General features: G+C 60.3%; 19 protein-coding genes and 1 pseudogene. 9 read left to right on the top strand and 11 right to left on the bottom strand.

Features of this window, described 5'->3' with window-relative positions:
• The 5 genes and pseudogenes from WB402_RS07960 to WB402_RS07980 form a co-directional block, all read right to left on the bottom strand.
• Positions 1–364 (bottom strand): annotated as a pseudogene (locus WB402_RS07960) (MFS transporter); the annotation flags it as partial.
• Between the two features lie 217 nt (positions 365–581).
• On the bottom strand, positions 582–1,337 hold the full coding sequence (locus WB402_RS07965) for a hypothetical protein (RefSeq protein ID WP_424206667.1): 756 nt from the start codon (positions 1,335–1,337) through the stop codon (positions 582–584).
• Positions 1,338–1,348: 11 nt separating this feature from the next.
• Positions 1,349–2,482, bottom strand: coding sequence for an NAD(P)/FAD-dependent oxidoreductase (locus WB402_RS07970; RefSeq protein ID WP_424206669.1), 1,134 nt, complete (start codon positions 2,480–2,482; stop codon positions 1,349–1,351).
• Between the two features lie 34 nt (positions 2,483–2,516).
• Complete coding sequence (locus tag WB402_RS07975) at positions 2,517–2,744, bottom strand: sulfurtransferase TusA family protein (RefSeq protein WP_424206671.1); 228 nt, start codon at positions 2,742–2,744, stop codon at positions 2,517–2,519.
• A 12-nt stretch (positions 2,745–2,756) separates the two neighbouring features.
• Positions 2,757–3,149, bottom strand: coding sequence for a DsrE/DsrF/DrsH-like family protein (locus tag WB402_RS07980; RefSeq protein WP_424206673.1), 393 nt, complete (start codon positions 3,147–3,149; stop codon positions 2,757–2,759).
• 409 nt (positions 3,150–3,558) lie between these two features.
• Here WB402_RS07980 and WB402_RS07985 point away from each other — a divergent pair, with 409 nt between their 5' ends.
• From WB402_RS07985 to WB402_RS08015, 7 genes are all read left to right on the top strand, one after another.
• The gene (locus WB402_RS07985; protein WP_424206675.1) at positions 3,559–4,740 is read left to right on the top strand and encodes an amino acid ABC transporter substrate-binding protein; all 1,182 of its coding nucleotides are present in this window, start codon (positions 3,559–3,561) and stop codon (positions 4,738–4,740) included.
• Positions 4,741–4,809: 69 nt separating this feature from the next.
• Entirely contained in the window at positions 4,810–5,679 is an 870-nt protein-coding gene (locus tag WB402_RS07990) for a branched-chain amino acid ABC transporter permease (protein WP_424206703.1), read from the top strand.
• The gene (locus WB402_RS07995) at positions 5,672–6,628 is read left to right on the top strand and encodes a branched-chain amino acid ABC transporter permease (protein WP_424206677.1); all 957 of its coding nucleotides are present in this window, start codon (positions 5,672–5,674) and stop codon (positions 6,626–6,628) included. The genes WB402_RS07990 and WB402_RS07995 overlap by 8 nt, the downstream gene beginning before the upstream one ends.
• Complete coding sequence (locus WB402_RS08000) at positions 6,625–7,371, top strand: ABC transporter ATP-binding protein (RefSeq protein ID WP_424206679.1); 747 nt, start codon at positions 6,625–6,627, stop codon at positions 7,369–7,371. The genes WB402_RS07995 and WB402_RS08000 overlap by 4 nt, the downstream gene beginning before the upstream one ends.
• Positions 7,368–8,087 carry an ABC transporter ATP-binding protein gene (locus WB402_RS08005; RefSeq protein WP_424206681.1) on the top strand — a complete coding sequence of 240 codons (720 nt, stop codon included), beginning with the start codon at positions 7,368–7,370 and terminating at the stop codon, positions 8,085–8,087. Before WB402_RS08000 ends, WB402_RS08005 begins: the two co-directional genes overlap by 4 nt.
• A gap of 227 nt (positions 8,088–8,314) precedes the next feature.
• Complete coding sequence (locus WB402_RS08010; RefSeq protein ID WP_424206683.1) at positions 8,315–8,512, top strand: hypothetical protein; 198 nt, start codon at positions 8,315–8,317, stop codon at positions 8,510–8,512.
• 123 nt (positions 8,513–8,635) lie between these two features.
• Entirely contained in the window at positions 8,636–10,702 is a 2,067-nt protein-coding gene (locus WB402_RS08015) for a putative bifunctional diguanylate cyclase/phosphodiesterase (protein ID WP_424206685.1), read from the top strand.
• Between the two features lie 34 nt (positions 10,703–10,736).
• On the opposite strand, the gene greB is transcribed toward WB402_RS08015, so the two are convergent.
• Positions 10,737–11,252 carry a transcription elongation factor GreB gene (greB, locus tag WB402_RS08020; protein WP_424206687.1) on the bottom strand — a complete coding sequence of 172 codons (516 nt, stop codon included), beginning with the start codon at positions 11,250–11,252 and terminating at the stop codon, positions 10,737–10,739.
• A 104-nt stretch (positions 11,253–11,356) separates the two neighbouring features.
• Here greB and WB402_RS08025 point away from each other — a divergent pair, with 104 nt between their 5' ends.
• Positions 11,357–11,596 (top strand): sulfurtransferase TusA family protein, encoded by a 240-nt coding sequence (locus WB402_RS08025; protein ID WP_424206689.1) that lies wholly within the window; start codon positions 11,357–11,359, stop codon positions 11,594–11,596.
• Between the two features lie 2 nt (positions 11,597–11,598).
• Here the strand turns inward: WB402_RS08025 and WB402_RS08030 are convergent, their stop codons facing one another.
• From WB402_RS08030 to WB402_RS08045, 4 genes are all read right to left on the bottom strand, one after another.
• Entirely contained in the window at positions 11,599–14,730 is a 3,132-nt protein-coding gene (locus tag WB402_RS08030; protein ID WP_424206691.1) for an efflux RND transporter permease subunit, read from the bottom strand.
• On the bottom strand, positions 14,727–15,623 hold the full coding sequence (locus WB402_RS08035) for an efflux RND transporter periplasmic adaptor subunit (RefSeq protein ID WP_424206693.1): 897 nt from the start codon (positions 15,621–15,623) through the stop codon (positions 14,727–14,729). The genes WB402_RS08030 and WB402_RS08035 overlap by 4 nt, the downstream gene beginning before the upstream one ends.
• Positions 15,620–16,864, bottom strand: a complete 1,245-nt coding sequence (locus WB402_RS08040) for a TolC family protein (RefSeq protein WP_424206695.1) — start codon at positions 16,862–16,864, stop codon at positions 15,620–15,622. Before WB402_RS08040 ends, WB402_RS08035 begins: the two co-directional genes overlap by 4 nt.
• Before the next feature lie 62 nt (positions 16,865–16,926).
• A complete protein-coding gene (locus WB402_RS08045) occupies positions 16,927–17,322 on the bottom strand; it encodes a hypothetical protein (RefSeq protein ID WP_424206697.1) in 396 nt (131 codons plus the stop codon).
• Between the two features lie 66 nt (positions 17,323–17,388).
• Here WB402_RS08045 and WB402_RS08050 point away from each other — a divergent pair, with 66 nt between their 5' ends.
• A complete protein-coding gene (locus WB402_RS08050) occupies positions 17,389–18,027 on the top strand; it encodes an MOSC domain-containing protein (protein ID WP_424206699.1) in 639 nt (212 codons plus the stop codon).
• Positions 18,028–18,109: 82 nt separating this feature from the next.
• Here the strand turns inward: WB402_RS08050 and WB402_RS08055 are convergent.
• Positions 18,110–18,718, bottom strand: a 609-nt coding sequence (locus WB402_RS08055) for a hypothetical protein (protein WP_424206701.1), incomplete at its 5' end; no start/stop codon positions are given.

Consider the following 18,718-nt stretch of genomic DNA (forward strand, 5'->3'; position numbering starts at 1 on the left):
CGCCCTTGCCGATGCGGTCGGTGACGCGGATCGCGAGCACGGTGAGCCAGCTGCCCGAGATGCCGATCAACGGCCGGACCAGGTTTGACAGCAGGTAACCCGCCACCACATACGGCTTGCGTCGCCGTCCGTAGAGATCGGAATGCCGTCCAGCCCAGAGCTTGAGCAGATTGGAAACTGTGTCGGCCATGCCCTCGATCAGCCCGAGGGCCACCGGCCCGCCCGCGAGTACCGTGGCCAGCAGCAGCGGAATGAGCGGCACCACCATTTCGCTGGCAAAATCGTTGAGCAGGCTGACCAGGCCGATGATGACGACGGTCCGGGGCAGTTTGCTGCGCTTGTTGGGGGGCGCGGTGGAATTCAAAGTGACGTCTCAGGCATGGCGGGCGACTACTTTAACCGACCTGTTCCTGACAGGCAAAAAAAATGGCGCGGTTTATTCCGCGCCAATCTTCACAAGAGTAGGAAAGAGGAAATTAAACTGCTTCATCCATCCGATAGATACTCAGCATCCGTAAATATATTTTCTGAAAAATGGTTCTGAGTGACCATATTTCTTTTTACGGATGAAATATTTTCAATCACGATCTTGGCATCTTTCGCAGTTGCTTGCTCACCAAGGCCATGAAGCGGAGTGCATCCTGCGTGTCCGGGTCCTTGGCCATTTGCCACAAACCGATCACCCCGCCTCGGGAAGGGGGCAATTGGGCCGCCTCGGCCTTGGCGGCACAGGTGGCTTCAGCCATGTCGTCCAGAGCACATTGCACGTGTTCGCGTCCGAGAATGTCGATCAGCCGCTCGAACCCCTCGGTGCGCGCGAGTTTGTCGACAAGCGATGCCAACTCGGTGGCAACGATCGCCACCCGCCTGACAATGTCGTCGGACAGCGAATCTTCTATCGCCGCCACAAATCGCGCGAGGCTGATGAGCCGGTCGAGGTCCCCGTTCTCCACCAGCTGTGTGATCGCCGGCAGCGCCTTGAGAATGCCGCTGCGGTTGACGCGGTCGAGCAGGTCGAGTCCGCCCACCGCCGTCTCGGAGAGACGCTTCACGATGTCGTCCGACATCGAGTCCTCTGCCGCGCCGATCACCCGGGCAAGATCCGCCACGCGCGCCAAATCACCGTTCTTGACCATGGCCGCGATCGTCGGCAATGCATCGCTCACGCCACTGCGGTTGACGCGGTCGAGCAGGTCGAGTCCGTTACTGACGGTTGAACTCAAACGTGTGACCATATCATCGGTCATCGCGTCCTGGGCACTGGCGACCAGGCGTCCGAGTTCGGTGTTGACCGAGGACTCCGCGGTACCGGTCCCACTCTGTTTTTCCTGAGTCATCGCTTGCCTCCTTAGAGCAACCCGCGCGCGCTTGCCCAGTAGAGCTGGTTATATGCCATCTTGAACCAGTGAACTGACTTGGTCGGCGGCTTGGGATCCGGCGGGTTGTTGTAGTTGAACATGGCATAGGTGGCCCGGTCTTTCCCCGCTTCGATGAAACAGAAGACCTTGCCGTCGTAGTCCCGTACCGGCGAGCCGATCTTGACCAGGGATGCGATGTTCTCCGCCAGTACTTCCGCCTCGAAGTGCGCGGTGGAACCGGCCTTGCTGATCGGGATATTCGTGGTGTCGCCGAGCGCGAAGGCGTTCTTGTAGCCCTCGATGGTCAGGCGGTGGCGATCGACCGGGATCCAGCCGCCCTTGCCCAGATTGTTCTTTTCGACGATCGCCATGCCCTTATGTGCGGGCACAGTCACCAGCAGGTCGTATTTGGCTTCGGAGCCTTCTTCGCTGCGCACCACTTTTTTGGCGCCGTCGACCTCCTTCATGTTGAACAGCGTTTCCGTGGTGATGCCGCGCTGATTGAACTCGCCCTGCATCCATTTACTCACGGGTTCGAGGCTGTGCAGCCGCCCGATCGGGTAGGTGTAGTGGAACGACACCTTGTCGGCCAGACCGCGATCCTTGAAGTAGTCGTACAGGCAGAAAGTTACCTCGGGTGGGATCATCGGGCACTTGTGCGGCACACCGACCGCGATCACCACGCGCCCGCCCTGGAATTCACTGATCGTCTTGAAGAACTTCAACGCCGCTTCTTCCGTGTAGACATTGATCGAGTTCTCGGCGAGCCCGGGTATCTCCTCGGTCACGGGCCGCGAACCGGTGGCAATCGCAATCAGGTCATAGTCGTACGTTTTGCCGCTTTTGGTCTTGACCTGGTTCTTGGCAAGCAGGAACTCCTCGACCGGATCGACATGGAGTTCAATCTCGGGTTCGAGCAGACTCGCCTGGTCGCGATACAGCTCGTCGGGTGACATGCGCCCGAGCGCCACGTAAAGCAGCCCCGGCTGGTACATGTGTTTTTCCGATGCCGCCAGCAACGTGATCCGTGCCTTGTTCGACTTGAGTTCGCTCTTCAGGCGCCGCGCCAGATTGTTGGCCAGAATCGTGCCGCCCATCCCACCGCCAACGATTAATATTCGCATACTCCTTCTCCTTTCCTGAATCGGGATTTTTGAATCACTTTGTCTTGCGCACCACGATGTGCCACACGCCGTTTTCCTCAGTCGTGGACACCATCTGGTGTCCGACCTTGTTCACCCACTCGGGGACGTCATTCGCAGAACCCTTGTCCGTCGAGAGCACCTCGATCTCGTCTCCAACGTTTGCGAGCTTCATGTTGGCGATGAGTTCCATCAGCGGGCCCGGGCAGAAGGTGCCGCGCGCATCAATCACTTTCTTTGTCATAAGTACTCCTAATTAGAACGTCCAAACCTGGCTGCCGGCCGCATCGCTCAGGAACTTGGTCAGCCCCAGCGGCTCGGCGAGATACGGCTCCAGATCCTCGCGCTTGGCACTGAGTACGTCCATCGCCATTGAACAGGGATAGATCTTGGCGTCGCCCAGTTCGACGGCCTTGTGAAAGAGCTCTTTGAAGGGAGGCACATTCTTCCCTGCCATGATTCGGCCGAACTCGCCTTCCGACGGTGCGGTGGCAGGGTGTCCCTTGATAAAGAATGAGAGCGCGCTCATGGACAGAAATACGGTGACGTCATTTCCGCTCACAGCGCCTACTGAGGCCACCATGGCTGCCATCTGAAGCCGTTCGAGCGAACCGGAAATCACCATGATGCTGATTTTTGGCGAACTCATGCCGCACTTCTCCTCAGCAAACGAATCAACAATATTTCAATCAACATATATAGTAGCAGACTCAGTGAATGTGCCAAGCAACCGCGGCGCAATCACAATAACCCATCACTCGTTCTCTTGGTAACGGCGTGTTCTCTGATCCAAGTTTCCTTAATTTGCAGCCTCGATCAATGACTGTTTTTTTACCTTTATCCTGCTGGGATTTCCATGATCTACATCAGATATGTCGGGTGGCTGTGTATCGTCCTGCCGACATCTCAACCAGACCCTTATCCGAGCCGGATTACAAACCCCTTTTCACATCATGGCACTGCGGTGCAGCGTGATTTTGTCTGAATTGCCTCTGTGGTATGGTAGAGACGCATATGTCCCATGCCGCATAGCGCGGTGACCTATGGAGGAGATAATTATGAAGAATCGTCGATATTTGCTGTCTTCCCTGCTTTCCGTTGTTCTCGCTTTTATCATATTCCCGGCAGTAACCCACGCCAAGGATATCGTCGTGGGAACCTCCGTGGCGCTCACCGGCAAGTACGCACGCACCGGCCAGGAACAATTGCAAGGTTTCCAGATGTGGGTCGAGGAGATCAACGCCCGGGGCGGGCTACTCGGCCAGAAGGTGCATCTCGTTTATTATGACGATGAGTCCAAACCGGAAACCGGCGCCAAGCTTTACGAAAAACTCATCACCGATGACAAGGTCGACCTGCTGATCGGGCCGTATTCCTCCGACGTCACCATGGCCGCCAGCACCGTCGCCGAGAAACATAACTTCCCCATGGTGTCCTCCGGCGCCTCGGCCAGCGAGATCTGGGAGCGCGGTTATAAAAATACATTCGGCCTGTACACGCTGGCCGAGCTCTACATGGACCAGATTCTCGAGTTCGGGAAATCCAAGGGGCTTAAGAAGATCGCGCTGGTTTACGAGAACACGGCTTTCCCGCGCGGGGTTGCCAGTGGCGTCAAGACCAAGGCGAAGGAGCTCGGCATGCAGATCGTGTTCGAGGAGGAATACGGTAAGGCATCGACCGACTTCTCGTCCATGATTATCAAGATCAAGTCCAAGAAGCCCGACATGGTGATCGGCGGTTCCTACCTCCCCGATTCCACCGCATTCATGCGCCAGGCGAAGGAGAACCGGTTGTACGCCAAGATCTTCGCATTCGCCGTGGGCCCTGGCCTACCCGATTTCGGCCAGAATCTCGGTCTCGATGCTGAGGGTGTCATGGGCAACACCCAGTGGGAACCCACGCTCAAGCTTCCGGGCGCCAAGGAATTTGCCGAGAAGTACAAGACCAGGTACGGACACGAGCCCGGTTACCACGCGGGCGGCGGCTACGGCGCGGGTTACGTGCTCGAGGCGGCGGTCAAGAAAGCCGGCAGCACGGATCGTGACAAGGTGCGCGCGGCGCTGTTCTCGCTCGACACCGTCAATGCCTTCGGCCGCTTCAAGGTGGACGCGACCGGCAAGCAGATCGGCAAGCCGGCTTACGCCGTGCAATGGCTCGGTGGCGAGCGCCATATCGTTTTGCCGGTCGAGGCCGCGACCGCCAAGGTGACTTATCCATTCAAGGATTGGGGCAAGCGCTGAAGGATTGATGTCCACGGGTCGGCGAGCGGCACGTAAACCTCGCGGCTGATACGAAACTCGCCCGTGGAAATGCTCGCCCCCGAGATCCTGCTGCAACTGCTGATCGGCGGCTTGCTGGCGGGCATGCTCTACGCGCTGCTCGCCTGCGGGCTGAACCTCGTCTTCGGGGTCATGCGCGTCATCAACCTGGCACACGCCGAGCTGATGCTGGTGGGCGCTTTCAGCGCCTACCTGCTTTTCACCATTTTTGGCCTGCATCCGCTGATTTCGCTGCTGCTGATCGTGCCGGTGCTCTTCATCGCGGGCTACTATCTCCAGAGCCTGTTGATCGAGCGCGTTGTGGGACGCCCGATGCTCACCTCGCTGCTCGCGACCTATGGGGTGTCGATCATCCTGATCAACCTGGGGTTGCTGTTGTTCGGCGCCGATTTCAAATCGGTGCCGGTGCTCCAGGGATCGTTCCTGATCGACGAATTGGCGGTCTCGAAGCCGCGCGCCACGGCCGGCATGATTTCGTTGTTGCTGACCGTGGGGGTATATCTGTTTCTCGAGCGCTCGCGTCTCGGCAAGGCGATTCGCGCGGTGTCGGAGCATGCCCAGGTGGCCGCGATCTGCGGCATCGACGTCCGCAAAATCCGCATGCTTACCTTCGGCATGGCCGCGGCTATGGCGGGCGCCGCAGGCGTGATGCTTTCCGTCATCTACTCATTCTGGCCCGGGTCGGGAGTGGACTTCATCCAGAAGTGCTTCGCCATCATTATTATCGGTGGCATGGGTAACTTCCTCGGCGCGCTCTATGGCGGCATTCTGCTGGGTGTGGTCGAAGCCTTCGTCGGCGGCTTTGCCTCGACCCAGTGGGCTGAGGCTGTTGCCTATTTGCTGCTGGTGACGGTGTTGCTGATCCGGCCAACCGGGCTCAAGGGGATGGCGCGTGTTTAATGGCCTCCGACGTTTGAACGGTCGCTGGGTGGGCGCGGTGCTGGTGACGTTTGTGCTGCTCGTGCCGCTCATGGTCAACGACTACTACCAGTCATTCCTGCTTCAGGTTTTCATGGTGATCGCGCTGGCGCAGGCTTGGAACCTGATTTCGGGCATGACCGGCTACGTGTCCTTTGGACACGCGGCGTTTTTCGGCGTCGGCGCCTATGCCGGCGCGCTGATCCTGACTTGGGGATTCCCGTGGTGGCTGGCGGTGATAAAGGGCGCCGGCATTGCCGCGCTGCTCGCCGTGCCGCTCGGTTTCTTGACGCTGCGTTTGCGCGGTCCGTACTTCGCGATTGCCATGCTCGGCCTGAATGAAGTCGGGCGTATCGTCGCCACGCTCTGGGAGAGCGTCACCCGCGGCGGTTCCGGTCTTACGCTCTCACCCGAGCTGCTGCCGTCGCTCGACGTTAAATACTTCACGATGTTCGGGCTGGCACTCGGCGCGACCCTGCTCGTGGCCTGGGTGCATCGCAGCCGCTTCGGCCTGGAACTGCGCGCCATCCGCGAGGACGAGGAGGCGGCGGAGATGGTGGGCGTCAATACCACGCTCAACAAGGTGATTGCGTTCGTGCTTTCGGCGGTGATTCCGGGGGCGGTCGGCGCGGTCTATGTCATGTACACCAGTTATCTCAACCCGGCTTCCGCGTTCGACAACGCGCGCAATATCGAGATGATCGTTGTGGTGCTGTTCGGCGGCAGCGGCACGGTCTGGGGACCGATCCTTGGCGCCGGGACGGTGATGATCCTGCGCGAGATACTCTGGGCGCAGTTTCCGTCGGCGCACCTCGCGGCCCTCGGCGTGCTGCTGCTGGTCGTGGTGTTGTATCTGCCCGGCGGCCTGATATCCATCCTGCGCGACAGGCAGCAGAAGCGGCCCGATGCTGCCCCCGGGAAGTCGCCATGACCGAACTCGTCTGCGCTCCTGACCATATTCTGTGCGCGTGGGGACTCACGCGCGAATTCGGCGGCGTGCAAGCATTGCGCGGCGTGGACCTGCACGTGGTGCGCGGAACCATCACCGGGCTGATCGGCCCCAACGGCTCGGGCAAGACCACCCTGTTTCAGGTCATCTCGGGCATGGACCGGGGAGCCACCGGCACGATCAGTTTCGACAAAGAATCGATTCTGGGATGGCGGCCGTCGGAAATATATCGCCGCGGGCTGGCGCGCACGTTCCAGCTTTCGCGCGTCTTCCCGGAGCTGACGGTGCTGGAAAATCTCGTCGTGGCCGGCCACCGTCGCGATCGCAGCGCCGCCGAGCGCGCGCTCGGGCTGCTCGAGCGCGTGCACCTGCGCGAATACGCCGCGGTGCTGGGGAAAAATCTTTCCTACGGTCAGCAGAAACTGGTGGAATTCCTGCGCGTGCTGATGAGCGATCCGGCACTGATCCTGCTCGACGAGCCGGCGGCCGGCGTCAATCCCACCCTGCGTCAGACGCTGTGGGACATGGTGCGGCACTTGAACGGTCTGGGCACGACGTTCCTCGTGATCGAGCACAATATGGAAGTGATCGCGGACCTGTGTTCGGACGTTTACGTGTTGAGCGACGGTGAAATCATCGCGCAAGGCGACTTCGCTTCGATTCGCAACAACGAGCGGGTTCTGGAGGCCTACTTCGGCAAATCCCGGAAGCACGGTGCCACATGACGGAGCCGCTGCTGAGCATCCGTGGCCTGGAAGTTTCCTATGGGGCGGTGCAGGTCCTGTTTGGCGTGAATCTGGAAGTGCACGCGGGCGAGATCGTGTCGATTATCGGACCTAACGGCGCCGGCAAGTCCACGGTCATCAAAGCGGTCATCGGCCTGGTGGAAGTGCAAGCGGGCAGCATCGAGTTCGACGGGCGCGACATCACCAATATGCCGGCGCACGTCGTCCCGTCGCTGGGCGTCACTTACGTGCCACAGGGCCGCATCGTATTTGCCCAGATGACCGTGACTGACAATCTGGAAATGGGCGCGTTTCTGCAGCACGATGCCCGTAAACGCCGTGAAGCCGTGGACTCGGTGTTCGAGCAGTTCCCACGGCTGTATGAACGCCGCAGTCAGCCGGCCGGAAAACTCTCGGGCGGCGAGCAACAGATGCTCGCCATCGGGCGCGCGCTCATGCTGAACCCGCGTCTGGTGATTCTCGACGAGCCCTCGCTCGGCCTTTCCCCCAAATACGTCGATCTGATCTTCGAGCATTTGCTGACGCTCAAAAGCCAAGGCCGCACCTTGCTCATGGTGGAACAGAACGCCGCTCGCGCGCTCGAGCTTTCCGACCGCGGTTATGCGCTGGAGCTTGGCTACAATCGTTTTGCCGATACCGGCGAGAAACTGCTGGCCAACGATGACGTGCGGCGCATGTATCTGGGCGGCGCATAGAGTAGGCTGCTCCCGGTGACGCGAATCCCGCCCCGGCGTTAAACGGCTGCCTTAGTCGGTGCCGGAATCGTAGAACACCTCATTTCCCCATAATTCAGCAGGATTAACATCCTGGTCAGATCCACGGGTACGGTTTTGGGGTTTTTTTCATAAAAATTCAGCGTTTAGGCGGGATTTGGCACAACCTATGCATTTCCTAGGGCTGTCAGGCATTCAAGGAGATGGCCATGGAAACCCAGGCAGGAAACCAGTGGACGACACCCCGGCTCCGGATACTGACCGGAGGGCGAGGTCATGGCGGCGATGCTGATACCAAGCGGCACAACGACGCAGGTATCGTCTGCCTGTACGGCGTGGTGGTGCAGTGTACCTCCGTGGCGGGACTGGAACTCGTGGAATTTGAGTTTCTTCCGGACGCCGCTTGAGGCACCGACATCGAATCGTCTTCGTTTCATGACCGGCAATCAATCCACCGCGGCAAAGACTGATGATCCAGATGAAATATTTCGCTGAATTGGTATCCGTCATCGGGAGAAGTTAATAAATCCATGTTCCGTCTGACACGCACCTTCTCCGTAGCCAGTTTTTTCGGCATCGTTCTGGTGACGATCGCGCTCGGAATCTTCTACAAGACTGTCGCCGTGCGATCCCTGATCGTGCATGAAACGCTGGCGAACGTTTCGCTCACTCAATCGATTTCCAATACCCTGTGGCCCGTCTACGCGGATTTCGTTGCACGTGCCGCCACTATTCCTCCGCCGGAACTCATCCGACAGCCGGAAATCTCCCGCTTGCAGGAGGATGTGCTGCAGAAAATCAACGGTTTGCGCGTGGTCAAGATAAAAATTTATAACCTGGATGGACTAACCGTTTATTCGACGGAACCCAAACAGATCGGCGAGGATAAGTCGCATAACTCCGGATTTCTGAAGGCCAAAGCCGGTGACACCGAAAGCGATCTTGTCTTTCGGGATCATTTCTCCGCTACCGAGGAAATAATCGTCAATCGTAATCTTCTGTCTTCGTATATCCCGATTCGCAAGACGCCTCAAGATCCGGTGGAAGGCATTTTTGAGATTTATTCCGACGTGACCCCGCTGGTGGCGGAAATCGAACGTACGGAATACACCGTTCTCGGCGGAGTGAGCATTCTCCTGCTGGTGCTTTATTTATTCCTGTTGATGATCGTTCGCCGCGCGGATCGCGTCATCAAGGCGCATGAGAACGAGGAACGCAAGGCGCAGGCGGAGCAGATCCATTACATGGCCTATCATGACCCCCTGACCGGTCTGGCGAATCGCGCGCTGTTCAAGGACAGGTTTCAACATGCCGTGGCAGTAGCCGCGCGCACCAAGTCTCCACTGGGAATCATGTTTATCGACATCGATCGCTTCAAGGTGATCAACGACAGTCTGGGGCATGAAGGTGGAGACGCCGTGCTGATCGAGGCGGCGAAGCGCATTCGCGCCTGCCTGCGCGCTTCGGACACGGCCTGCCGGATCGGCGGCGATGAGTTTACGGTGATTCTCGAAAATCTGCCTACGAACGACGATGCCGCGCAGGCGGCCATGCGATTGATACAGAAATTCGCCGAGCCGCTGAAAATCGGCGACCGCGAGATCATCGTCACCGCCAGTATCGGCATTTCGATCTTCCCCGGCGCCACGCACGATGTCCAGCGGCTGCTGAAGGACGCGAATGCCGCGATGCACGAGGCCAAGGAATCCGGACGCAACCGGCATGTCTTTTACACCCAGGAAATGGATGCGCGCGCCCAGGAGAGTCTCGAATACGAAATGGGATTGCGCAAGGCGCTGCAAAACGGCGAATTTCTTATTTTTTACCAGCCGCGGGTGAACACGGCCACGGGAAAAGTGGTTGGGGCGGAGGCGCTGCTGCGCTGGCAGCATCCGAGCCGCGGCATCATCGCCCCGGATGATTTTATCCCGTTGCTCGAGGACACCGGCCTGGTGATCCCCGTGGGCGAATGGGTGCTGCTGCAGGCCTGCCGGCAATGCCAGGATTGGCACGCTGCCGGTAACCCTGCTCTTAGCGTCTCCGTGAATCTCTCCATGAAACAATTCCGCTCCGGATCGCTGCTGGCCAGCGTGCGGCGCGCGCTTAAGGAAAGCGGATTGCCGCCGCGGTTTCTCGAACTGGAACTCACCGAAACCGTACTGGTGGACGATGCCGAGCAGGCGCTCGATCTGATGCGCGAACTCAAAGATATCGGCGTATCGATTTCGATTGACGATTTTGGCACGGGCTACTCCTCGCTCAATTATTTGCGGCGATTCCCGATCGATCTTCTCAAGATCGACAGCTCGTTCATTCGCGACGTGGTCCATAATCGCGGCGATGCCGCGATCACCACCACGATCGCCGTCATGGCCAAGAGCCTGCACCTGGGTATACTCGCAGAAGGAGTCGAGACCCGCGAACAGGCGCGGTTTCTCAAGACCATCGGCTGCCACGATATGCAGGGACATCTGTTCGGTCCGGCGATCCCGGCCGAGGATTTCGGGTCGCAACTCGAGACGCTCGATGTCCCGAAACTGGCTGGGTTTGAACCGAAATCTATTCCCAATGTCCCCGGCAATTCGGCGGTCGCCTGACTGCCACATGCCTGAGGTCAATTCGAACGGTATCTCAATCCACCCTGTCAAACGGTGAGTAGCGAACCTCCAGGACCGTGTACAGGGTCCGACCCCGTGGCAGCGCGAGGCTTACCTCATCATCGGTGGTTTTTTTGAGCAGCGCGCGTGCCAGCGGCGAGTCGATGCTGATCAGGCCCTTCTCGAGATCGAATTCGTCCGGCCCGACGATACGGTATTCCACGGTTTCGCCGTGGTCGGTCTCCAGCCGCACCCAAGCGCCGAAATAAATTCGCGTGCTGTCCGTCGGCGCGCGATCCACGATCACGAGCGCATCAAGGCGCTTTTGCAGGAAGCGGATACGCCGGTCGATTTCGCGCAGCTGCTTTTTACCATAGATGTATTCGGCGTTCTCCGAGCGGTCGCCCTGCGCCGCCGCCTCCGACACTGCCTGTGTGACCTGCGGACGTTTCACGCGCCACAGATAGTCCAGTTCCTGACGCAGGCGCGACGCGCCCTCCGGCGTGATGTAGGCGGAGCTCTTGGGTTGGGGAAGACGGTTTCGGCCCATGCCGGCAAATTATATCCGACCGCGGCGCGGGAAATCGGTATCGCGCGAGGTAAAATCGGTGAGATGCGCTAGTATTAAGACAAGCTTCCAGAGAGACGACGAACATGAGCCAGGATAAACCTGACCGGACGGTGGACACCTCGGGCGAATGCTGCCCGGGCCCGCTGCGGGAAGCCCACCGTGCGATCAAGACCATGCAGCCGGGCGAGGTGCTGGAGCTGATCTCGACCGACACCGGATCGCGCATGGACATCCCCGCCTGGTGCGATCGCACCGGCCACGTGCTGCTGCGCGTCGACGAGGACGGCAAGATGTTCCGTTATTACGTTCGCAAACGATCCTGAACTCAGCGCGCGCTGCGCTTGACGCGCGCCACCTGCCACAGGAAATACGCCGCTGGAATCACCGCCAGCGTCAGCACCGCGACGCTCAGCATGCCGCCGACCATGGGCGCGGCGATGCGCTGCATCGCCTCCGAGCCGGTGCCGTGGCTCCACAGGATCGGCAGCAGTGCGGCGATGATCGCGACCTTGGTCATGGTGACCGGTCGGATGCGCAGCAGCGCCCCTTCGATCACCGCCTCGTGGACGTCTTCGCGCGTCAGTACCTGATTACGGGCAGCGCGCGTTTCACGCCGCCGCGCCAGCGCCTGATCGAGATAGGCGAGCATCACTACGCCAATCTCCACCGCGACGCCGCCGAGGGCGATGAAGCCGACCGCGACCGCCACCGACAGGTTGTAGCCCAGCAGGTAAAGCAGCCAGAAGCCGCCGACCAGCGCCAGCGGCAGCGTACCGATCACGATCAGCACTTCCATGCCATTGCGGAAGTTGAGGTAGAGCAGCAGTAGGATGATCACCAGCGTGAACGGGATGACGAGCTTCAGCCGTTCGAGCGCGCGCTGCATGTACTCGAACTGGCCGGTCCAATGGAGCGAATAGCCCGTGGGCAGTTTCACCTTTTCCGCCACCGTCCGCTGCGCCTCGGCGACGTAGGAGCCGACATCGCGGTCGCGAATGTCGATGTAGGTCCAGCCGGAGAGGCGCGCGTTTTCGCTGCGTATCATGTCCGGGCCGTCCACGACGCGGATATCGGCGACTTCCGAGAGCGCGACCTGGATGCCGCTCATGGTCACGAGCGGAAGCGCGCGCAGGCGCGCGACCGAGTCGCGGATTTCCTGCGGGTAGCGGATGTTCACCGGATAGCGCTCGCGCCCTTCGATGGTTTCCGTGACGTTCATCCCACCCACGGCCGTTGCCACCGCTTCCTGGATGTCGCTGATGTTGAGCCCGAATCGCGCGGCGCGGTTACGGTCGATGCGCACGTCGGCGTAACGCGCGCCGGTAACGCGTTCGGAGTAGACGGAAACGGTGCCGGGAACCGAACGGACCGCCTTTTCGATGTCCTGTCCGATGACGTCGATCGTGGCGAGCGACGGCCCGGCGACCTTGAGGCCGACCGGCGTGCGGATACCGGTGGTGAGCATGTCGATGCGTGTCTTGATCGGCATGACAAAGGCATTGGACAACCCGGGAAAACTGGTGGCGTCATTCATCTCCTGGATGAGTTTGTCCGTCGTCATGCCCGGGCGCCACGCGGAGCGCGGCTTGAGCCGGATCGTGGTTTCGAACATGGACATGGGAGCGGGGTCGGTCGCCGTCTCGGCGCGCCCGGCCTTGCCGAACACGCTTTGCACCTCGGGAAAGGTCTTGAGGATGCGATCGGTCTGGGCGAGCAACTGCTGCGCCTTGCCCGAGGACAGTCCTGGAAGGGTGGTGGGCATGTACAGGATGTCACCTTCGTCCATGTCGGGCATGAACTCGCTGCCGATTTTCATCACCGGATACAGGCTGATCAGGACCAGCAGCGCCGATACCCATAGCACGGTCCCGGGCCGCGCGAGCACGCCGTTCAGCAGCGGCCGGTAGGCGTTGATGAGCCAGCGGCTCAGCGGGTTTTCCTGCTCGCCGCGGATATGCCCGCGAATGAAATATCCCATGAGCACCGGCACGAGCGTGATCGACAGCACAGCGGCCGCGGCCATGGCGTAGGTCTTGGTGAACGCCAGCGGTGCGAACAGCCGGCCTTCCTGGGCCTCGAGCGCGAACACCGGGAGAAAACTGAAAGTGATGATCAACAGCGAGAAGAAAAGCGGCGCCCCCAGTTCTTCGGTCGCCGTGCGTATGACATCCCAACGGTTCTTGTCGGTGACGGTTTCCTTCTCCATGTGCTTGTGCACGTTCTCGATCATCACGATGGCGGCGTCCACCATCGCGCCAATGGCAATGGCGATTCCGCCGAGCGACATGATGTTGGCGTTGATGCCCTGGTGCTTCATGACGATGAAGCTCACGAGGATGCCGATCGGGAGCGTGATGACTACCACCAGCGACGAGCGCAGATGAAACAGGAACGCCAGGCACACCAGCGCGACCACGATGAATTCCTCGATCAGCGTTCCGCGCAGGTTACCCACGGCGCGCTCGATGATGGCCGAGCGATCGTAGGTCGGCACGATTTCCACGCCGGCGGGCAGGGTTTTCTTGAGGCTTTCCAGCCTGGTCTTGACGGCGTTAATAGTGGCGAGCGCGTTCTCGCCATGGCGCATGACGATGATGCCGCCGGCCACTTCACCATCGCCGTCGAGTTCCGCGATCCCGCGCCGCATTTCCGGACCAAGTCGGATGTCCGCGACGTGCTCCAGCCGGATCGGCGCGCCAGACGAGGTCACGCCGAGCGGCACCGCGCGCAGGTCCTTCTCGCCCTGGATGTAGCCGTGCACGCGCACCATGTATTCGGCTTCGGCCATTTCGATGACCGAGCCGCCGGTCTCGTGGTTGGCGTTGTCGATGGCCAGGCGCACCTGCTCGAGCGTGAGCCGGAACGCGCGCAAGCGCGCCGGATCCACGATCACCTGATACTGTTTGACCATGCCGCCGACGGAGGCGACCTCGGCCACGCCCGGCACCGTTCGCAATTCGTACTTGAGGAACCAGTCCTGGAGCGCGCGCAGTTGCGCCAGGTCGTGCCGGCCGCTGCGATCGATGAGCGCGTATTCGTACACCCAGCCGACACCGGTGGCGTCCGGTCCGAGCGCCGGCCGTGCGCCAACCGGCAGGCGCGGCAGCACCTGACTCAGGTACTCGAGCACGCGCGAGCGTGCCCAGTAGAGATCGGTGCCGTCCTTGAACAGCACGTACACAAACGATTCACCGAACTGGGAGAAGCCGCGCACGGTCGTGGCGCCCGGCACCGACAGCATCGCGGTAGTGAGCGGATAGGTCACCTGGTCCTCGACCACCTGCGGCGCCTGGCCGGGATAGCTGGTCTGGATGATGACCTGCACGTCCGAGAGATCGGGGATGGCGTCGAGCGGCGTGTGCATGACGGAATAAATGCCGCCGGCCACGAGCAGCCCGGTGAACAGCAGCACCAGGAAACGGTTGTGAATCGACCAGCGGATGATATGCGCGATCATGGCTTCTTTTCCTCATGAGCGGCGGGCGATTCCGCTGTCGGCGATTCCATGCGCTGGAAACTGGCGCGCACGCTGGCCTCGGAATCGATGAGAAACTGTCCCGAAACCACCACGGTATCGCCTTCTTTCACGCCCTGGCGAATCTCGATCCAGTCGCCGGCTTCCTCGCCGACCTCGACCTCCACGGGCTGGAACCGTCCGCCGCCGAGCCCCAGGACCACGGCGTTGCGGCGACCGGTGCGGATCAGCGCCTCGCGTGGCACCATGATTTTCTGATGATTGATGCGCGTTCCCTTGATGACGACGTCGGCGAACTGGTTCGGCTTGAGCGCCTCGCCGGGATTGCGGACCAGCACGCGCGCCTTGAGCGAGCGCGCGCCGACGTCCACGTCGGAACTCACGCTTTCCACCACGCCTTCCCAGGTCCGACCGGGCGCGTCGGGTATGAACACCACCGCCGGCATGCCGGCCCGCACCCAGCCGGCGCCGCGCTCGAAAATATCCAGTTGCACGTGCATGCCCCGGCCGTCCTGGAACAGGTAACCCTGGGCGGCGAGTTCGCGCGTATGCACGCCTCGTTCGACCCGGTAGGTGCGCACGCCGAGACTGTTCACGATTTCCGGACGCACCGAGACGATGGGTGCGCCGGAAGCCGCGGTTTCTTCCTCGTAAACCGGCACCAGGTCCATGTCCATGAATGGCGATTTGCCGGGTTTGTCGCTGCGGTATCCCGGGACCATGGGGTCGGTCCAGTAAAGCACCTTGCGTTCGCTGCCATTGTTCGCGGTTTCCGCGGGTTGTTTGCCGGCGGTGAACAGACGCCATCCTTCGACGGCGGCCAACAGTGCCAGAATAATGCCGAGCACAGCGATAATGAGATTTTTGTTTTTCATGACTGTTCTCCGGTGAGATACAGAAGTTCCGCCTGTGCCTTGGCGCGATCCACGCGCAGGCGCAGGTATTCGAGCTCGGCGTCGAGAGATTTCATGAGCGCGTCGCGGTACTCCGACTGGTCGCGCGCAAAACCGGCCACCGTGACTTGGGCCTCACGACGGGTGGCGGGGATCAACCGTTCGGCAAAGATTTTTTCACGCTCGGTCAGGCCGTCAAGTTCGGCGCGCAGCGAAAGATCCATGGACTCGAGTTCGCGCCGCTTGTCGTCGAGCTCGTAGCGCGCGCCGGCTTCCATCGTCTGCTTCTCGGCCAGTTTGCGGTCCTGGCGTTTTTCGCGGAACACGGGCAGGTCCAGCGTCACCATGGCGCTCAGCAGGTCGGGGCGCTCGGTGCCGTCCGGCATCGGACGCCGGAAACCGTAGGAGACGTCGAGCATCATCCCCGGCTTGTATTCCTGGCGCACCATGTCGACCTCGACCCGGGCCTCGTCGAGCATGGTCTGGGTGGCGATCCATTCGGGATGATGCGTGTAATCGAATGCGCCGGGCGCTTCCGGCAGCACCGGCAGCTCGGCGGGCAGTGGCTGGTAGGCGGCCTCGCCGATCCAGCGCGCCAATTGCGCCTTCAGGCGCAACGTCTGCGCCCGGATCATGGGCGCGCGTTCGTCCAGGCGTGCCAGCGCCTGGCGCGATCTCAGCACCGACTGCTGCGTTTCCTGCGCCGCGCGGTAGCGCCCCTCGGCCGACTCCAGCTGTTTGTGCGCCAGCCGCCGCGATTCGTCGAGCGTGCGCAGCGACTGCTCCTGGTAATAAAGTTCGAGCCAGGCCTGGCGCACCTGCCGTATCAGGTTGCGCTGCTCCATCTGCACCCGCGCCTGCTCGCGCGCCAGTTCCTTTTCCGCGCGTTCGCTCCTGAGCGCGAGTGTTTTGCCCGGCGGAAACGCCTGGCGCACGCCGACGACGGTCATGGTCATGTCCTCGCGGTCGAGACGGTAGGAGTCGGTGGGGAGGTTGGCCACGCCCAGCGTGAGCTGCGGGTCGGGCAGCCGGCCTTCGTACACCGCGCGTTCGGCGGCGGCATCGGCGTTGGTGAGATGATGCTGGAGCCACGGCGCCTGCTCGAGCGCCAGTCGCTCGGTCTCGGCCAGCGTCAGCTCTGGAGCGGCGAACGCCCCGGATATGCCGGTGATCAGGATTAAAACTGTTCCCGCACAGCGGGACAACAGATTGAAAATAAACATATGAGTCTCTCCTTGCAGTCGTGAATGAAACGACACGGCACGCGTACGCGCGCAGGAGAGAGCTACAAGATCAGCGTAAGGTGTTGGATGTGAAGCGGTGGTGCCGGGATATCCGGCGAGAAGAAATCGTGCCGCAGGACTATGCGGTTGTCAGGCACGGCGATGTCGACGGGCAATAGGGTGAGCAGCACCGGTGTCACGGCCATGTCACCCAACGCGGCGGCCAGTGGCGACTGGAGATCGGGCATCTGGCAGCTTACCGCCGTGACTGGACCGCAATCGTTGGTATCCAGGTTCATGCCGCCGTCATGCATAGGGCAGTGCACGGAGGCATGGTTCATCGGCTGGGATTGCGCCATGACGCAGGGCGCCGCGCCTGCGATCAGCCACAGCGCGGCGAGCGTGGACAACAGGCCACGGGCGATCGGCTTCAGTTTTCGGCGGAACCAGTGCATCATGGTTTACAGTTTAGCGTCCAAACGGGATGCGGTACACATCGCCGACTATCCCCGAACCGGGTTCACATGACTTTGATCTCCATCAATGTAGGATTTCCACGTGAGATTATTCATGGTGGCCGGGCTGTTAGCACGGGCATTTTCAAGGTTCCGGTCGCCGGGCCGGTGTGGCTGGGCCGCCTGAGTCTGGTGGGTGACGGCCAGGCGGACTTGCGGGTGCACGGCGGGGCTGACAAGGCCGTGTATGTATATCCTTTCGAACATTACGCCTTCTGGGCCGGGGAACTGGGGCGCAATGATTTTTCCCACGGACAGTTTGGGGAGAATTTCACCACCGAGGGGCTGCTGGAGGACGAGGTCAGTATTGGTGATGTGTTCCGGATCGGCGTGGCGCGCGTGCAGGTGACCCAACCGCGCACGCCTTGTTTCAAACTGGGTATCCGCATGGGTGACGAAAATTTTCCGACACGTTTCGTCACGGCCAATCGCACTGGCTTTTATCTGCGCGTGCTGGAGGAAGGCATGGTGAAGGCTGGTGATACGATCGATCGGGTCGAGCGCGCTATCGACTCGATGAGTGTGTGCGACATGTTTCACCTGCGCCACGTCGGCGGCACGCGCGCGGAATACGAACATGCTGCGCGCCTGCCCGGTCTTTCGCCGAGTTGGTGCGCCGCCTTCGAGAAACGGTTAACAGAAAAATAGATAGGATGCGTCATACGCACCATCAACACAGAGCTAAACTGCAAGTGGCGTGTGAGTGCCACGAGTCAGGTGGAGCGATTTGTTAGCGCGAGGCATAAGCCTCGGCCTCTTTGTGAGTCACGGGAAACCTAGTTCGGTTAGATTCGTTGATGTCATACATGAAGTAGGTATCCCTGTATTTCTCGAACAAACTGCTCTCCTTACTCCGAATCAACCGCTTCAACTGACCGATACTTGGAGTTCTTGGAAGGTCTTGGGATTTCGCTTCTCGATACATACGTCGAGCACGATTCTCAATCTCTTGTTTAGAACATGCGGTCTTTTTATAACTCGCCCATACGTCATAGAAAAACCGTTCGGCCGTAGTTCGATAGTAAAGGTTGTTTGGGGCACTCTCATTTAATGCTTCAATCGCCTTCTTTAGCGATGACGATTCAAAGAAGGTTCGATAAAACGCCGGGAACCCGTTTTCCAGCTGACCAATTTTCACTTCCCGTTTTGGTCCGATTAGGCCCAAAACAGGGGCACGATCTACAGTTCGTATGGCGCGCGCAAAACTACCGCCATGACATGTAGCCAATATCAGGATTAGGTTGAGGCCCGAAGCTACATTTAGCGGTGTAATAAGCTCCTTAAGTTGGTTCCAACTGCAATGCGCGCCATTGGCAACTTGAAAGCCACTTTCGTCAGC

The organism is Sulfuricaulis sp. (assembly GCF_049587675.1).
Classification (GTDB): domain Bacteria; phylum Pseudomonadota; class Gammaproteobacteria; order Acidiferrobacterales; family Sulfurifustaceae; genus Sulfuricaulis.